9 protein-coding genes are annotated in these 17,139 nt (G+C 31.3%); 8 read left to right on the top strand and 1 reads right to left on the bottom strand.

Features of this window, described 5'->3' with window-relative positions; genetic code table 11:
• Positions 1–20 precede the first annotated feature (20 nt).
• The 4 genes from ACVCXO_RS12905 (at position 21) to ACVCXO_RS12920 (ending at position 3,872) form a co-directional block, all read left to right on the top strand.
• Positions 21–905, top strand: a complete 885-nt coding sequence (locus tag ACVCXO_RS12905; RefSeq protein ID WP_452230002.1) for a sce7726 family protein — start codon at positions 21–23, stop codon at positions 903–905.
• The gene (locus ACVCXO_RS12910) at positions 887–1,822 is read left to right on the top strand and encodes a sce7725 family protein (protein ID WP_452230003.1); all 936 of its coding nucleotides are present in this window, start codon (positions 887–889) and stop codon (positions 1,820–1,822) included. The genes ACVCXO_RS12905 and ACVCXO_RS12910 overlap by 19 nt, the downstream gene beginning before the upstream one ends.
• A gap of 2 nt (positions 1,823–1,824) precedes the next feature.
• Positions 1,825–2,865, top strand: coding sequence for an RES family NAD+ phosphorylase (locus ACVCXO_RS12915; protein ID WP_452230004.1), 1,041 nt, complete (start codon positions 1,825–1,827; stop codon positions 2,863–2,865).
• 212 nt (positions 2,866–3,077) lie between these two features.
• On the top strand, positions 3,078–3,872 hold the full coding sequence (locus ACVCXO_RS12920) for a hypothetical protein (RefSeq protein ID WP_452230005.1): 795 nt from the start codon (positions 3,078–3,080) through the stop codon (positions 3,870–3,872).
• 193 nt (positions 3,873–4,065) lie between these two features.
• Here the strand turns inward: ACVCXO_RS12920 and ACVCXO_RS12925 are convergent, their stop codons facing one another.
• Positions 4,066–6,237, bottom strand: coding sequence for a hybrid sensor histidine kinase/response regulator transcription factor (locus ACVCXO_RS12925; RefSeq protein ID WP_452230006.1), 2,172 nt, complete (start codon positions 6,235–6,237; stop codon positions 4,066–4,068).
• A gap of 259 nt (positions 6,238–6,496) precedes the next feature.
• Here ACVCXO_RS12925 and ACVCXO_RS12930 point away from each other — a divergent pair, with 259 nt between their 5' ends.
• From ACVCXO_RS12930 to ACVCXO_RS12945, 4 genes are all read left to right on the top strand, one after another.
• The gene (locus tag ACVCXO_RS12930) at positions 6,497–9,325 is read left to right on the top strand and encodes a T9SS type A sorting domain-containing protein (RefSeq protein ID WP_452230007.1); all 2,829 of its coding nucleotides are present in this window, start codon (positions 6,497–6,499) and stop codon (positions 9,323–9,325) included.
• A 154-nt stretch (positions 9,326–9,479) separates the two neighbouring features.
• The gene (locus ACVCXO_RS12935; RefSeq protein WP_452230008.1) at positions 9,480–10,463 is read left to right on the top strand and encodes a hypothetical protein; all 984 of its coding nucleotides are present in this window, start codon (positions 9,480–9,482) and stop codon (positions 10,461–10,463) included.
• A 482-nt stretch (positions 10,464–10,945) separates the two neighbouring features.
• Positions 10,946–13,480 (top strand): DUF7619 domain-containing protein, encoded by a 2,535-nt coding sequence (locus ACVCXO_RS12940; RefSeq protein ID WP_452230009.1) that lies wholly within the window; start codon positions 10,946–10,948, stop codon positions 13,478–13,480.
• A 505-nt stretch (positions 13,481–13,985) separates the two neighbouring features.
• Complete coding sequence (locus ACVCXO_RS12945) at positions 13,986–16,550, top strand: DUF7619 domain-containing protein (RefSeq protein WP_452230010.1); 2,565 nt, start codon at positions 13,986–13,988, stop codon at positions 16,548–16,550.
• Positions 16,551–17,139 lie beyond the last annotated feature (589 nt).

Below are 17,139 nucleotides of genomic sequence, written 5' to 3' on the forward strand. Positions count from 1 at the left end.
TTTTGTAACTTTGCTTTTAAATGGAAATAGTAACTGATATAAATAAAATACGTAGTCTATCAAAAATTATTTCGCCATCTAACTTTAAAAAGATTGTGCGAAAAGGAGACTATTATTCTACATTTTACAAAATAAAAAAATATACGACAGTTACAGATTCAACAACCAATCTAGATGCTATAAATATTATATACAATTCGCTTTTAAAAAATTATAAGAATGAGTATGTTTATAAAAATATACTTACAAACAAATTACTTCTAAAAAAGTATAGTTTAAAAAATACAATAGCGTTAAACGAATTCAATATAGGAAAGTCAATAGCTGACTTTGTTTTATTAAACGGAGAAGCAAGAATTTACGAAATTAAAACAGAGCTTGATAATCTTGAAAAATTAGATACACAAATATTAGATTACTGCAAATTTGGGGACAAAGTTTACATAGTAACTAGTTCAAAACATATAAATAAACTAATTGAACTTTATTACAATTCTACAGTTGGAATTATTGAATTAACTTCAAGAAACGCTTTGAAGCCAATAAAAGAAGCTACAAGTAATAAAGCTACTTTTAGCTACGAAACACTCTTTAAAACCTTGAGAAAACAGGAATATTTAGATATAATTGAGGAATACTACAACTTTGTACCTGAAGTTTCAAATACAAGAATTTTCAAAGAGTGCTTAACATTAGCCAAAAAAATTGAAATTTCATTGTTTCAAAAATTAGTTGTTAAAAAACTTAAATCTAGAAATATTTCTAATCCGAAAAAAATTCAAGAAAAAGGAATTCCAGAGAGTTTAAAACATATTTGTTATTCATTAGATTTTTCAAAAAAAGAGTATGAAAAATTAGAATCATTTCTTAATCAAAAAAGCAAAATATGTATTTCCCATATTTAAGAGGTAAACAATTTGAATTAATTGCCTTAAGAGAATTGTGTTCTCTTTTTCCGCAAGAATTGAATAAGATTTCCCCAATAATTGAACCTGTCAAAGCTTCTAGTACTTTAAAATCTACTCTAGCTGAATTCGTAAATCGAAAGGCAAATTTTAATTTAATAATAAATCCAAGAGTTGGAGACTTAGAAGGACAATATGAAAGAATTATTGAAATAATTACTTCTTCTATTCCTGTAGAGTATAACAACTACCAAATAGCTGTTATAATTGACTCTAAAACTGAAAGAAACATTGGAACTTTAATTGAGTTTGTAAATGCGTTAGAATTAAATTATAATGGAATTACATTAATACACGAAACGGAAATAAATAGCCAAAATATTGAATATTTAAATAATCAATTGAACATAGTTTATAATGTTATTTATTTTCAAAAAACTAGTCGCAGATATTATCGTGAATTTGAAGCCAACACACTTGTTAGTCTAGATGATTATTTTATAGAGCAATCTAGGAACGCAGATTATTTGAATCAAGAAAGTGATTTCTCAAAAGAATATAGATTTTATATTCAAGATGGTTTTGTTGGGTTTTCTGATTTCCTAACAATTGGTGATAATTATTCTGAGTCAGGTTTTTTACCAAGAGCAGTAGCAATACATTTAAGTTATTTGGAAAATAATCAAATTAGAGTAAAACATTTCGTTTCTGACTCTAATGAAGATGTAGCAGATATTGGTGGTAAATTTTCAGAAGCCATTAATAAATTAGTTATTTGGTGTAACCAGAATGATTTAAATACTTCTGCTATAAACGAATTTCGAGATTTACAACAAAGAGGACATTTTCCAGGTTTAGGTACTTTGAAAAAACTATCTATAATGAACCATATAGAATTAGTAATTAACAATATTTAGTTATGAACTGTTGTGTTAACTGCTTTACAAGTTCATATTTAATTAGCATTATTAATGGTGACGATAGAACTGGAACTTGTGACTTTTGCAGTACTGCAAATACATCTATTTATTCAGCAAGAGAATTATCCGATTTTTTTAGAAATATTCTTTCTCTTTACGTACAAGACGAAAATTCCAATTCACAAATCTCTGAATCATTAAAAGAAGATTTTAATGTATTAAGTCCAATTGTTGAAAATCCTATTGAATTGTTGCGTGCAATTTTTGAAGATGAAATTGAAGATTTTGAATTAATTTTCAATGGTAATGTTTCCTTAATAAGCAGACCTTTTCTCGAAACTCAAGCAAATAACATACATAATGTATGGAATGAATTTAAAGAAGAAATTAAATTTGTTAATCGTTATCATATTCAGAACACAATTGACCTAAAAAAGTTAGAAACGTTTTTTTTACACGAGAGTTTTTATCGAAATATAAAAAAAGGGCGGATATTTTTTAGATGCAGAGTTTCGGATAAAAATGGTTTTCCTTGCGAAAAAATGGGAAACCCGCCAATTGAATTAGCTTCAAGTGGTAGAGCAAACCCAAAAGGAATTTCATATTTATATGTTGCTGACAGTCTTGAAACCTCAATGTATGAGACTAGAGCTTCGCTTTTTGACTATGTAACTGTTGGAGAGTTTAAGTTAAAAGAAGACATTAAAATATTGAACCTTCGAAATCCCAAAGACGACCCAATTTATTGGTCTGAAATTGAAGAAATAGAAAATTACTTAATTTATATTCCATTCATACAAACACTTCAAAAGGAATTATCATTACCAATTAGAAAACGAGACCAAGTTTTAGATTATATTCCAACTCAATATATATCAGAATTTATTAAATCTTTAGGTTTTGATGGTGTGGAATATCAAAGTTCACTCAATTCGGAAGGTTATAATATAGCGATATTTAATCCTGAAAAATTAGAATGTTTTAAAACCAATGTTTACGAAATTAAGGATATCAAATTAACGCATAGCAAAATAAAATAACTACTGCCAACGAGCTACCGTGCTAAAAAACAAGTAAAAATATATTAATTTTTTACTAAAGTACTTCTGTAACTATCTTAGCAATACATAAGCCATCATTTTAAGATTTAGACAATCTCATTCTGAAACCAGTTTCAAACATTTCAACAAACCCAACACCAACATATCCATTTTTTCCTTATCTTAGACTAACCCAAATACCTAAGAACCAAATGCCTAAGCAAAAAGGAATCATATTAATACATGGCAAACTAAACGGTAAAAGCTATTACCCGCTTAAAGGCATATATATTTCCCGTACGGCTAATGGGCCTTCCAAAGAGCGCATTCAAACAGATCCAGCCTTCGCACAATTAAAAGCAAGAAATCTAGAATTCGGTATGGCATCTAGATGGTCAAAAGCCATAAGAACAGGGGTTTTAGAAACAGTAAAAGACTTTCAAGATCCTAAAATGGCAAGTCGCTTAACTGGGGTCTGTTATCAAATAATCAAAGAGGGGAGTGGTGCCATTGGAAAAAGAGAAGCCAACCTCACTAACAAGCCACAAGCCCTAATAGGCTTTCAACTTAACCCAAAAAAAAACCTCGATCAAGTATATACAGCAACTCCAATAGTTACAAGCCATAAAAACAGACGTGTCATTACCATAAGCATTCCAGAAAGTTCTCAAAGCCACCTGGCAAACAAACCAAAAACAGCCACACATTTTCAGCTTACGGCAGCTTTGTCTATGGTATCTCAATACAAATGCCGTCCAAACCAAAAAGCATACAGACCAGTAGCTCCAAAACAAAATGCCATAGGCATCAGTCAAAAAACAGAGCCTTTATTGTGTAAAATAGAGCATACAAATCTTCAAATTCAACTCAAAACCCCTGTAAAAAGAGAAGTTTCTTCAAATATATCTCTCGTGGTTTGGTTTGGAATTCAGTTCCTAAAACAAGAAGGTTCCCAAATACATCGCCTAAAAAACATGCAGGTTATGCAGTGTATCCATCTGCTATAAACTCATAGAAACTGGGGTTTACTTGGGGGTTCCCTCGTAGCTCCTTCGGGTTAACTCCGTATCTACTTGGGGTTTACTTCGGGTAATCTGTGGGTCTAATACGGGTTAACCATGTTTTAATCCCGTATGTTAGCTATAGTAAACCAGACAAAACGTTTGCCAACTAGCAGTTGCACCAAAGATGAAATTAGATTTACGCGCCATAACGTTCTTTTAGTTTATCAAACAAATAAGTGGTATTTGTAATACCAACAGCTTCTGCAATTTGTTTTTTAGTTGCAAATGGATCTTCGGCTCTTAAATTACGAGCTTTCTCTAAACGTGCTTCTTGTATTAATTGGGTAACAGTTTGCCCTAATATACTTTTAACTTTTCTATTTAATGTACTTCTTGAAACATGCATATATTCTGAAATAGAATCTACCGTAAGTAGTGGCGAATTTATATTTTTGTTAATATAAGTCGTGATTTTAGTGTTAAATTTATCGGCATACGCATTTAGTATTTTAACTTCTTCAACAGGTGTGCTTTTATCAAAATCGGTTACATTTTTATATAGAGTAATAGAATTTTTAATATTCATTAAAAGTTCTTCTTCCATAAAAGGTTTTTGTAAATAGCCATCTATTCCTAAACGAAGCATAGATAATTTTCCTTGTTGGTCTGATCGTGCTGTAAGAACAATTATGGGTGTTTTGTTTTCTTGTTGTTTTAATTGTTTTACTAAGGCTTCTCCGTCCATTACTGGCATCATAAAATCTGTTAATATTAAATCGAAACTATTGTTTTTAATAATGTCAAGCGCTTCTTTTCCATTTTCAGCTTCAGTAATCGTGTAATTGTTTAAGACTTTTTTTAAGTAGTTTCTCATTAGCTTGTGATCTTCTACTAAAAGTATGGTCTTATTGTTTTTAGATCTTGCTCTTGGCAGGTTTTCAATAAAGGTGGTATTAGACTTAAGTGTATTAATAGTATCTAATTTTTGTGTTGGCACTTTTTTAGTACTAGAACTTACATAGTTATTAGGAATAGAAATTGTAAAACAGGACCCTTTGCCAAAACTACTTTCTAATGTAATAGAAAATTGATGTGCCTGGATAATACTTTTTGTAAAAGCTAGCCCAATACCACTACCTTGGCTTTTGGTAATGTCGTTTTTTACTTGATAAAAACGTTTAAAGATAGATTTGCTTTCTTCTTTTTTAATCCCAATACCAGTATCTATAACATTAATTTTAAGACCTTCATTACTAAAAGAAGTATTAATAGAAACACTTCCATTTGTAGGTGTAAATTTTAAAGCATTGCTAAGTAAATTTGTTATGGCTTTAGAAAATAATTCTTGGTCTATTAAAATAGTTGTTTCTAATGTGTTGTTGTTAAATGTAAAAGTTATATTTTTTTTAATAAACAGACTTTGAAAATTAATAACATGTTTTTCTAAAAAAGAATGGATTTCAACTGGAGCACTTATAAGCTGAAATTGATTGCTTTCCATTTTACTTAAATCCATAATATTATTAATAATATTTTGCATTTGCTGGCATTGTTCATTAATAATAGCCGTTTTTTCTTTGTTTTCTTTGTCTGAATCTTTAAAGTTTAATTGGTTGGTGTAGCCTTGAATTAATGTTAAAGGCGTACGTATTTCATGAGAAAGATTTACAAAAAAATGCGATTTAAACGCATTCAATTCGCGTAATTCTGCTTCTTGTTTTTCTAAAATAAATTTATCTGAAAGTGCTCTGTCTCTCTCAATAGCTAAAAGCCGTTCACTTAGTGCATTACTTTGTTTAAAATAATTTACCACTAAGTGTGTCCCTAGAAAAATAGTAGCTGCTTCTAGAATTAATAATCTATCAATATATTCTTGTGGATACACAACATACATATAATAGGGCGTTAAAAAACAGAAAAAACCGATAGCTAAAAAAAGATAGAATGTACTTTTTTTCTCATAAAGAGTAATAGCAATAAGAGATAACAATATAAAATAATATTCAATATAGTGACCTGGAATAATAATAAGAGAATGATAGGCATTAACAATAATAAAAGTGCTAATAAATACAAAACGTCCCCATTTAAAATGAAAGGATTTATTAAGAAATACGATACTAATTAAAGAACTAACTAAAAATAAATATGAAAAAAAAGAATATAAGTTGAAAAAAGAGAACGTAATAGTAGTTTGATTAATAGCTTCCATCACGAAACCAATTATCAGTTCTAAAGAATAAAAAAAGAGTATTAGATGTCCCCAAATTAAACAATAGGTATTTAATAAACGGATTCTTTTATTGAGGCTATTCGAGAAACTATTTTTAGTTCCTAATGCAATTATACTTTCATATTTTTTTTTCATAAAAACAAGTAAAGATCAAACCTAAAAAAATACAGGTATTAATTAATAAGAAAAAAGCAACCATAATGATAAAATTAAACCATGCTTAGTGCTGTAAATATATCTTTTTTTAAGGCATTATTTGCTCTAAAATCTATTTTGACCCAAATAGTTAGATTTTGAATCAAATAGTCGTTTTGTGGTTTGAATAGATAGTTTTTGAATGCTGTAAAAGCACCATTCAAAATAGTTTTGTAGCAAACAAATAAAACTATATATTATGAAAACACAAGTACTATCAATTTTAACATTCCTAACTATATGTATAGGAGTACATGCGCAAACTTTTGACTGGGAAACAGCATATCACGGTGCAGATACTCCTAATGGTTCTGGATACACAAACAATAGAGTTATCCAACAATTTACTACACCTTATGAGTCAGTAATTTTTACAACACCTAATGCCACACCTATTAACTTAAGTAATGTTGGGCAAGGCACAACAGGATTGTCGGTTCTTAATGCAGCTTACGAAACCTCTGTTGATGCTACATTTGGTAATCCTATAAATGTACAAACTATTAAAGTATTTGGCGATACAAGTAATGAAAATTGGACTTTTAAAGGAAAAGATGCAGGAGGAAATGTAACTAGTACAACAACTGCTACAGTAACTAATACAGCAAGTGTTATTACTCTAAATTTTACTAATGTAAAGGTGCTTGAAATAACAAGAACAAATGGTACAATAGGTACTTTTGCTGTAGATGATATTGTATTTACACCTTATGTAGCTCCTATTGTAACTATTCCAGATGCTAATTTTAAAGCCTATTTGGTAGGTAATTATGCAATAAATACTAATTATGATGCTGAAATACAAGTAAGTGAAGCGGCTGCTTTTACTGGTTTAATTAATTGTACTAGTTTATCAATTTCAGATTTAACGGGTATTGAAGCATTTACAAATATTACAAGTTTATATTGTTCAAACAACTCATTAACAAGTTTAGATATTTCATCTCTTACAAGTTTAGGAAATTTAGAATGTCAATATAATGCGCTAACAAGTTTAGATATTTCTAACAATAGTTTGTACACTTTATATTGTAACAATAATCAAATAACAAGTTTAGATATTTCAACGAATACTGCTATGACTGAATTTGATTGTTCAAATAACGCGTTAACATACTTAAATGCAGCAAATTTAAGTAATACATTTTCTTATTATTTTAACGCAGTAACCAATCCAAATTTAACCTGTATTCAAGTAGATGATGTAGCTTGGAGTAATGCAAATTGGTCTACAGCTATAGATGCCACAGCAAGTTTTAGTACAAATTGCTCTGCTTGTATTGTAAACATCCCAGATGCAAACTTTAAAGCTTACTTGGTAGGAAATACATCTATTAACACCAACAACGATACAGAAATACAGTGTAGTGAAGCTACTGCTTTTACAGGAAATATGTACTGCCCAAGTCTATCTATTTCAGATTTAACAGGTATAGAAGCTTTTACTAATCTTACAAGATTAACTTGTAGTGACAATGCTTTAACAAGTATAGATGTGTCTAATAATACTGCTTTAGAATTTTTAGACTGTGAAGATAATTCATTAACCAATTTAGATGTTTCTAATAATACAGCTTTAGATTATTTAGTCTGTGGAGATAATTCATTAACCAATTTAGATGTGTCTAATAATACTGCTTTAGAAGGTTTGATCTGTGATAATAATTCATTAACAAGTTTAAATGTGTCTAGTAATACAGCTTTAGACGCACTAATGTTTCATAATAACCAAATAGCAAGTATAGATATATCTTCTAATACACTCTTAACATCTTTACATTGTTATGCAAATTTATTAACAAGTTTAGATGTTTCTGCAAATATTTATTTATATGATTTATACTGTAGTTTTAATTCATTAACCAGTTTAGATGTTTCGGGAAATCCTAATTTAAGATTTTTAGATTGTACGAGTAATTCATTAACTAGTTTAAATGTAGCTAATGGTAATAATGCATCCTTTCCACCACCTTCTTTTCAACCCTTTAAAGCTACAAATAACCCAGACCTTACGTGTATTCAAATTGATGCTGGTTTTACACCACCTAGTAATTGGCTTAAAGATGCCACAGCAAGTTTTAGTACAAACTGTTCAGCTTGCGTTGTAAACATACCAGATGCAAACTTTAAAGCTTATTTAGTAGGTAACTCTGCAATAAATACAAATGGCGATACAGAAATACAATGTAGCGAAGCAACTGCTTATACTGGTTTAATCAATTGTGCTAGTTTATCAATTTCAGATTTAACAGGAATAGAAGCGTTTACAAATATTACACAATTAAATTGTAGTGGTAATAATTTAACAAGTTTAGATGTTTCTGCCAACACAGCTTTAACTTTAATATATGCTCAGTATAACAATTTAACTAATTTAGATGTTTCTAATAATATTTTACTAGAAGAGTTTTCGTATGGAGCTAATTCAATACCATTTGTAGATATCTCTAATAACACAGCAATTACACACTTGTATGTTTATGATAATCCGTTAACGGGTTTAAACTTGTCTAATAACACTAACTTAAGCATTCTTTGGGCTTATGAGGCTTCTTTAACCACTTTAGATCTTTCAGCAAATGTAAATTTGTTTGAAATATACCTTGATGATAATGCCTTGACAAGTTTAAATGTAGCAAACGGTAATAATACTTATATAGGTACTGATTTCTTTGCCACAGGTAACCCAAACTTAACGTGTATCCAAGTAGATGATGTAGCATATAGTACTACAAACTGGATATACATTGATGCTACTGCAAGTTATAGTACCAATTGTAGCACATTAAGCGTAGATAATTTTATACTTAACGAAGTTTCATTATACCCAAACCCAACAACTACAGTTTTAAATATTAAAATGAATAGCAACTTAAAACGTGCTACTATATACTCTGTTTTAGGAGCAAAAATTTTAGAAACAACTTCTAAAAACATACCAGTTTCAAACTTACAAAACGGGATGTATTTAATTAAAATAGAAGCTGACAACGGAAGCATCTCCACAAAAAAATTCTTGAAAAAGTAAGGAAAAAGTTTGTTTGTTTAAATCTCGTAAGTGTCATACTTGCGGGGTTTTTCAAACAAAAGAAAAACCAGTATTCAAAAAAGATACTAAACAACAAACCCGTGTCTTAAAAGAAGACGACGACACGGTATTATAAATAACAAACAATTTAAAAATGAAAAAAACAATTTTAGCGGTTGCTTTACTTTTAGTAGCAATCATAACACAAGCACAAAACAGTTTATTTACTAATATATCTACCACAGATCAATATCAAGAATATTGGACAGTTTATGATGAAAATGGAGATGGAGTGTATACAGTAACCGATAAGCGTTTTCCTGTATCATTTCAAACTGAGTATCTTGCTACTGGAGAAGGGTATAAAATAGAAGTTGTTATTGAAGAAGAAGGCAATAATAAAGGAAATGTGCAGCACAGGTATAATGCTATAGACAATTACTATTTGGCTTCTGGATACCCATACGAAACTATATTAAAACATAAATATAAAAAGGATGGATTTGTATCTATCGGCGATTATGTAATCTTGCTTGCTGGTATTTCTGATGATAATACATCTTTTGAAGGAATTGATAAAATATACATAAAAGAAGGCGCTGGTACAGCTTCAAAAACAACTGAAGGTGAGGAAGAACCAAAAAAGAAGAAAAAGTCTTTTCTTGACAAAGTTAAAGCTAAAGCAAATAATGTATCAAGTGGATATAAAGTCATAAAAATAGAAGATTTAAATGTAATGATTACGGATTACTTAGTGGCTATGAAAGCGAAGCAAGATGCCAGAACATCTGCTGAATTAAAGGGAGATAAAAACATAATAGCTGCTAGAGATAGAGGCGAGGCTGATTTAAAAAAGTATAACGACTCTATTAAAGCAACACCTGAGTATAAAAGAACGATGGCTTTCCATAAAAAGAGGGCTGGTGAAAAAGTAACTATTAGGAATGAAACAGGTAGAATTATTTATGTATTTGAAAAAGGAGATGATAGAACATTTTCGGGAACAGAATTATGGGATAACGGTTCTACAGATAAGGAATGTGACGGAGATTACTCTTATAGTTTCAGTAAAAAAGGCTCAGGAACTCAATGTTATACCGCTAACACTGCTTGTGGTAGTCAAGTTATTGTAAATTAATACATAGTAATTAGAGATTCTAAAATATAACAAAACCACTATAGGCTAAAAACCCATAGTGGTTTTGTTATTTTACATACTTTTTAAATAAGAACATCCTGAGTATTTAATAACCAAAATACTAAAGTTTATTGTGTAGTCGCAATATTAATGACATCGAGTTTGCGAGATGCATGAACTCCTCTAAACAATATTACCCTTGTGAATAAATCGAGTTTGCGAGATTAGGCGTTAGCCAAATCTATTCGAGATTCAAGAACTCCCCCTAAAACAATATTACCCTTGTGAATAAATCGAAGAATGAGATTAGGCGTTACTATGAATAAACGATGATAGGAGAGAGGTGAAATTGAAGATTCACAATTTCCATTAGCAATAAGCATGCATGAGTAAATGTGTGAGGAGTGGCACTAGTTAAAATAAATATTAGGTCGATCATTTTATTATAATTATTATTGTTGAATATTTAAATACTACTTTTTATGAAAAAATTTTACTTTATACTATCCATTTTATTTTTCCAATTTATAAATGCCCAAGTCCAAATCGGAGGTGATATTGATGGAGAAGCATCAATAGAATTATTAGGAAGTTCGGCTATTTCAGATAATGGTTCAATAATTGCAGTTGGTTCAAGTAGAAACGATGTAAATGGAGTAGACGCTGGGCAAGTTAAAGTATACAGTAATGTTAATGATCAGTGGATACAATTAGGTAGTACAATTAGTGGAAATACAGGTGATTATTTTGGGAGTGTTGTGTCGTTATCGTCTGATGGAACTATTTTAGCAGTAACAGCAAATTTTATTAACGATTATGTTAAGATTTTTAAATATAATGGAAGTGATTGGGAACAGTTAGGTGGAGATATAGTAAAATTAAGTAATGAGGGATATTATTCACCGAATGCAATAGCATTATCAAGTAACGGAAATAGAATAGTTATTGGTGATGCCACAAATAGTGATAATGGGTCTGGCACAGGACAAGTTGTAATTTATGAATATAATGGTACAAATTGGCAGCAATTAGGACCAGTTATAAATGGTCTAGCGACTTCTATAACCATAGATGAAAGATTTGGATCTTCAGTAACAATATCTGCAGATGGTAATAGGATTGGTGTAGGAGCTCCAGGATCTGGCTTAGCTGAAGGAAATGTTAGAGTATATGAATACAATGGGACAGACTGGATACAATTAGGTTTTGATTTCGGTCCAGCAAATCAAGGAGGAAGTACTGGAGCTTCTGTTTCTATGTCTGCAAACGGTAATCGCATTGCTATTAATGTACCTGGAGCAGCTGCGCCTTCTGCAATAATATATGACTATAATGGTTCCCAATGGGAGACGGAAAATTATTTTAGCTTCCCAGCATCTAGAGTTTCATTATCAGCTGATGGTAATCGTTTAGCTGTTGGTAATCCATTATATGATTGGACAGGAGATGGATTTTTTAACGGTGAATATGGTAGAGTTAGAATCTATAATTATGATGATTTTGATGGAGATTGGTCACAACTAGGTTCTGATATTATTGGAGAAACTGCTTGGGAAAAGTATGGAGCTGGAGTTTCGTTATCTTCAGATGGCAATACCTTTATCGCTGCAGCTCCTTTTAATGATGACAATGGTTTTGATGGGCAAGGAAAAATTAGAATATACGATATAACTTTCAATACCATATTTAGCCTAGTCTCTTTCGATTCAAACAATAACAGTTGTACATCAGGATCTGTTTTAGCTAATAATGTGAAAATTGAAATTCTTAATGTAGATGGTAATCAAGTAGGTTTTACTAATATAGATGGACTCTCTAAAGTGCTGGTTCAAAATGGAACATATACTGTACAGCCTGTTATAAATGATGCTCGTTTTGCAGTCTCACCAATTAGCGAAGAAATTGAATTTAATAATATAGCTGAAACAATAACAGTAAATTTTTGTGTTTCTAGTATAGTAACAGTAAATGATGTTGCAACTTCAGTAATGCCTCTAGAAGATGCACGACCAGGATTTGAATCGGCTTACAGAATTACTTATGAAAATTTAGGTACCACAATTATTGATGGAGACGTATCTATTCAATTCAATGATGCTTTACAAGAATATATTCAAGGAACTCAAACTCCACCAGATACTGAAACATCAAATACGCTAACCTATAATTACAGTGCATTACAGCCTTTTGAAACGCGTTATATTGATGTAATCTTAAAAACAAAACAGCCTCCAATTGTTAATTCAGATGATATCTTAACATTAACATCAGTCATAAATAGCAATGTATTAGATGATGATTTAGGAAACAATGTGTTTACGTTTAATCAAATAGCAGTTAATTCTTTTGATCCTAATGACAAATATGTTTTAGAAGGCGATGAGATAACAATACAAGAAATAGATAATTATCTTCACTATAGAATACGTTTTCAAAATACAGGAACAGCAAGTGCTGTTAATGTTAGAATACAAGACGTAATAAGCGATAATCTTGATTGGGATACTTTCAGACCAATATCAGCAAGTCATACAAATTATGTGCAAATACATCATGGCAATTCTGTTGATTTTAATTTTGAAAATATCCAGTTGCCAGCATCTCAAGATGATGAACTTAATAGCCATGGATTTGTAACTTTTAAAATAAAGCCAAAAGCAGATATTCAAATAGGAGATATTATTTCAGGCAATGCTAATATATACTTTGATTATAACTTACCAATTATTACCAATACAGTTAATACAGAAATTGCAACAACATTAAGTATAGCAGATTCTAATTTTGAAGGTTCTATTTATATATATCCAAATCCTACAAGCGATAAAATTCATGTATCTTCTAAAGAAGGATTAAAAATTGAAGAAATTGCTTTGTATTCCATCACTGGAAAACTATTATTAAAAGATGAAAACCCTAACAATGAAATAAATATAAGCGATTTCCATAAAGGAGTCTATTTATTACATATTTTATCTGATAAAGGCAGTGTCACAAAAAAAATCATAATTCAATAATTAATAAAGTACTAACGAAGTCACAATTAGCTTTTACATAATTGCTATCGATATAAGTCTAAAGAATTATATCTGCAACTATGTAAAATAGCACTCAAATGTGCTATTCGCTAATTGTTATAAAATGTACTATAATGGCCTGCGTTATGTGCACTTTGCTTTGGTAAAAGCAGGGCAGAGCGTTAAGAAAAGGTCTGGTAGACCTTTTTAGTGAATGAGCCAGCTGGCGCATTGGCATTCTACTTTTTCTTTATTTTTTTCTTCTATAATTTTTCTCTACGATGTTAATGACATCGAGTTTGCGAGATGCATGAGCTCCTCTAAAACAATATTAACCTTGTGAATAAATCGAAGAATGAGATTAGGCGTTAGCCAAATCTATTCAAGATTCACGAGTACCTATTTATCAAATAGGAGAGGTGCGAGTAAACACGCATTTTTTATTTTAGTGCATTTAATTTCCCAAAAAAGTAGTAGTTTAGCAATCATTACTTAAAACCTACCTATGAAAAAATCATTACTTTTTATTCTCATCACGTTCAGTTTTATAACTCTAGCTCATAGCCAATGGATACAGACAGGCTTAGATATAGATGGAGAAGAAGTAAATGAATCTTCAGGGTATTCCGTAAGTTTAAATGCCGATGCCAGCTTGGTAGCTATAGGTTCGCCTTTTGGTGAAAGTAAAGGTCTTGTACGTGTTTATGAGGATATAGGAGGCATGTGGACACAAAAAGGTACAGATATAGTAGGTGAAGAATATAATGATGATTTTGGAATTTCCGTCAGTTTTAATGCGGCTGGTAATAAACTAGCTATTCTTGCTAAGAACAGGAATTACCCTATTTATGCACGTATATATGAATTTTCTGGAGGCGATTGGTCGCAGATAGGGTCAGATATTCTTGGGGATGATGTTATAGATAGTACTCTCTCTAAAAATGCTACTGTAAGTTTAAATGATGCTGGAAACATCGTAGCCATACAATCCCCCCAAAAGTATAATAGTAATCCCGCAACTCTTTTTAGTTTAATACGTGTCTATCAACAAGTAGGGAATTCCTGGGAACAAATAGGGGCAGACCTCGTTGGAGCAGATAATTATATTGGAAGCGATGTAATCCTAAGTGCCGATGGAAATATAGTAGCTTTTAGCTCTCCTTTTAATAACTCCGATGGTGATGACCCTGGATTCGTAAGTATCTATGAAAATGTAGATGGTGTTTGGACACAAATAGGTACCAATATCAATGGAGAAGGAGTGGCTTCAGCTTTTGGATACTCTGTAAGCTTAAGTGCAGATGGTAGTATTATTGCTATTGGTGCGTTTGGACAAAATGATACGGCTGGTAAAGTATATGTATATCAAAATGTAGGTGGCGTATGGACACAAATGGGCTCCGGAATAGCCGGAGAAGCCCAAGGTGATTATTTAGGGTATTCCGTGAGTTTAAGTTCTAATGGTAGTATAGTTGCTATAGGAGCTACTCGCAATGACGATAATGGTATTAATTCTGGTCAAGTGCGTGTATATAAATATTCAGGGGATACCTGGCTACAAGTAGGAGAAAATATGGACGGAGAGGCTCCTTATGATGGATCAGGATGGTCTTTGAGTTTAAGTGCAGATGGCTCTAAGGTTGCTATTGGTGCAAGATATAATGCTACTAATGGCTCGGGTTCTGGTCACGTACGCATCTATGAAAATGTGGTCGATTTAAGCAATGAAATTTCGGGCACCATTCTATTGGATGTAGATGCTAATGGCTGTGATGCCATGGATGTTCCAGTTCAGAATTATAGAGTAAAAACAAATAATGGACCTAATCGTTTTGAAACATTTACCCAAAGCGATGGAAGCTATCAACTATTTACCAATGCTGGCGATTTTACAACCACGGTACCTAACACGTTACCAAGTTATTTTACCATGACACCCGAGGAACACAATTCAACCTTTGTGGGCTCTAATAATACGGATACAGCTAATTTTTGTATCGAACCGGTTGGTACCTATAATGATTTAAGCATTGCAGTTCTACCAACTTCAGGCAACCCTAGACCTGGTTTTAATACAAATTACCAAATAGTGTATCGCAATTTTGGTAGCACGCAAGCTAGTGGAACCTTAACGTTTGAATATAATGAAGCCAAAATACAGTTTTTAACAGCTAGTGAAACAACTAGCTCGCAAACCAGTAATACGTTAACCTTCGATTATGCCAATTTAAACCCATTTGAATCTAGAACCATAGAGATACAAATGAATGTATTTCCTCCTCCCACAACAACTATTGGTAATGTGTTGCAATCTACAGTCACTATCAACCCCATAACTGGAGATGATAACGAAGCAGATAATACATTCACCTTAAGCCAAAGGGTTATTGGTTCTTACGATCCAAATGATATCACGGTTTTAGAAGGAGAAGAAATTACCATAGAACAGGCAGATAAATACTTACATTACTTGATAAGATTTCAAAATACAGGAAACGCAAGTGCTATCAATGTGCGAGTTGAAAATATATTAGAAAACAAATTAGATTGGGATACCATGCAATTAGAGAGCTTAAGTCATAACGGTCGCGTAGAAATTACAGACGGAAATAACGTAGCCTTTGTATTCGATAATATCAATCTAGCAGATAGCACGACTGATGAACCCAACTCTCATGGCTATATTGCTTATAGAATAAAACCAAAAGCCAATGTGGTTTTAGGTGATGTTTTTTACAACACGGCCGATATCTATTTCGATTTTAACCCTGCCATTATAACCAATACAGCAACAACTGAAATTGTTAGTGCCTTATCTGTAGAAACGTTTAATGCTAAAGGTTTTAAGATTTTTCCAAATCCTGTATCTCATCATCTGAACATACAAAGTAAAGCAGGTTTTGATGCCATAGTTATTTATGATCTACATGGGAGACCATTAAAAACGAAGGCTCTAAGTGTTCCAAGTTTAGAGTTTGAATTAGATGTTGAAGGTTTGTCGAGTGGCATGTATTTTATTGAAATTCAATCAGGTAACGAAAAACAGGTTCAGAAATTTATGAAGCGATAAAGTGTTATTTCAAGACTTAAACACCTCATGTTTTTTAAGAGAACTTTATGAAAATTCGCTTTATTAAATATTTATATGTTATTAGAAAAAAATACAACGAGAATTACATTGGATTTACAAATTATGAAGAAATCTAAAAATTAGCTTTTGTGCGGCTGCAAGCGTTGGAAAATTGTGTTTAGAAAAATTACTGCGTAGCATAATTATTTTTAAAAAGCAATCGAGCGTTTTTGGCAAGAGACAATTTTACATAACGACTAATTATAGCTACAAATCTGTAAACGTGAAGTTTCTTGAGAATCGTGTATTTAAAAAAACATGTATGGGATTGTACAGAATATGAAAGTTATGACAAAGGCTTAATTGTACTTGTAACGAATGTTTAAAGACCCGACTACAAATGCTACTTATGAAAACAAAGACTTTGTGGGATATTTTACATAATATTGAATTATAACTATCAAATTATATAACATGTAATTTGTACTATAATGGCCTGCGTTATGTAACCTGAGCTTTGGCTAAAAGCGAAAGTTGTTACTTCTGTTTCTTAAAAAAAATTATTCTAAAAGTTTATTCTACAATGTTA

The sequence above is a fragment of the Lacinutrix sp. MEBiC02404 genome (genome assembly GCF_053601575.1).

Excerpts from the sequence above, each read along its gene's own strand:
- ACVCXO_RS12910 (WP_452230003.1), top strand. The coding sequence starts at position 887 with ATGTATTTCCCATATTTAAGAGGTAAACAATTTGAATTAATTGCCTTA.
- ACVCXO_RS12940 (WP_452230009.1), top strand. The coding sequence starts at position 10,946 with ATGAAAAAATTTTACTTTATACTATCCATTTTATTTTTCCAATTTATA.
- ACVCXO_RS12945 (WP_452230010.1), top strand. The coding sequence starts at position 13,986 with ATGAAAAAATCATTACTTTTTATTCTCATCACGTTCAGTTTTATAACT.
- ACVCXO_RS12915 (WP_452230004.1), top strand. The coding sequence starts at position 1,825 with ATGAACTGTTGTGTTAACTGCTTTACAAGTTCATATTTAATTAGCATT.
- ACVCXO_RS12920 (WP_452230005.1), top strand. The coding sequence starts at position 3,078 with ATGCCTAAGCAAAAAGGAATCATATTAATACATGGCAAACTAAACGGT.
- ACVCXO_RS12905 (WP_452230002.1), top strand. The coding sequence starts at position 21 with ATGGAAATAGTAACTGATATAAATAAAATACGTAGTCTATCAAAAATT.
- ACVCXO_RS12930 (WP_452230007.1), top strand. The coding sequence starts at position 6,497 with ATGAAAACACAAGTACTATCAATTTTAACATTCCTAACTATATGTATA.
- ACVCXO_RS12935 (WP_452230008.1), top strand. The coding sequence starts at position 9,480 with ATGAAAAAAACAATTTTAGCGGTTGCTTTACTTTTAGTAGCAATCATA.
- ACVCXO_RS12925 (WP_452230006.1), bottom strand. The coding sequence starts at position 6,237 with ATGAAAAAAAAATATGAAAGTATAATTGCATTAGGAACTAAAAATAGT.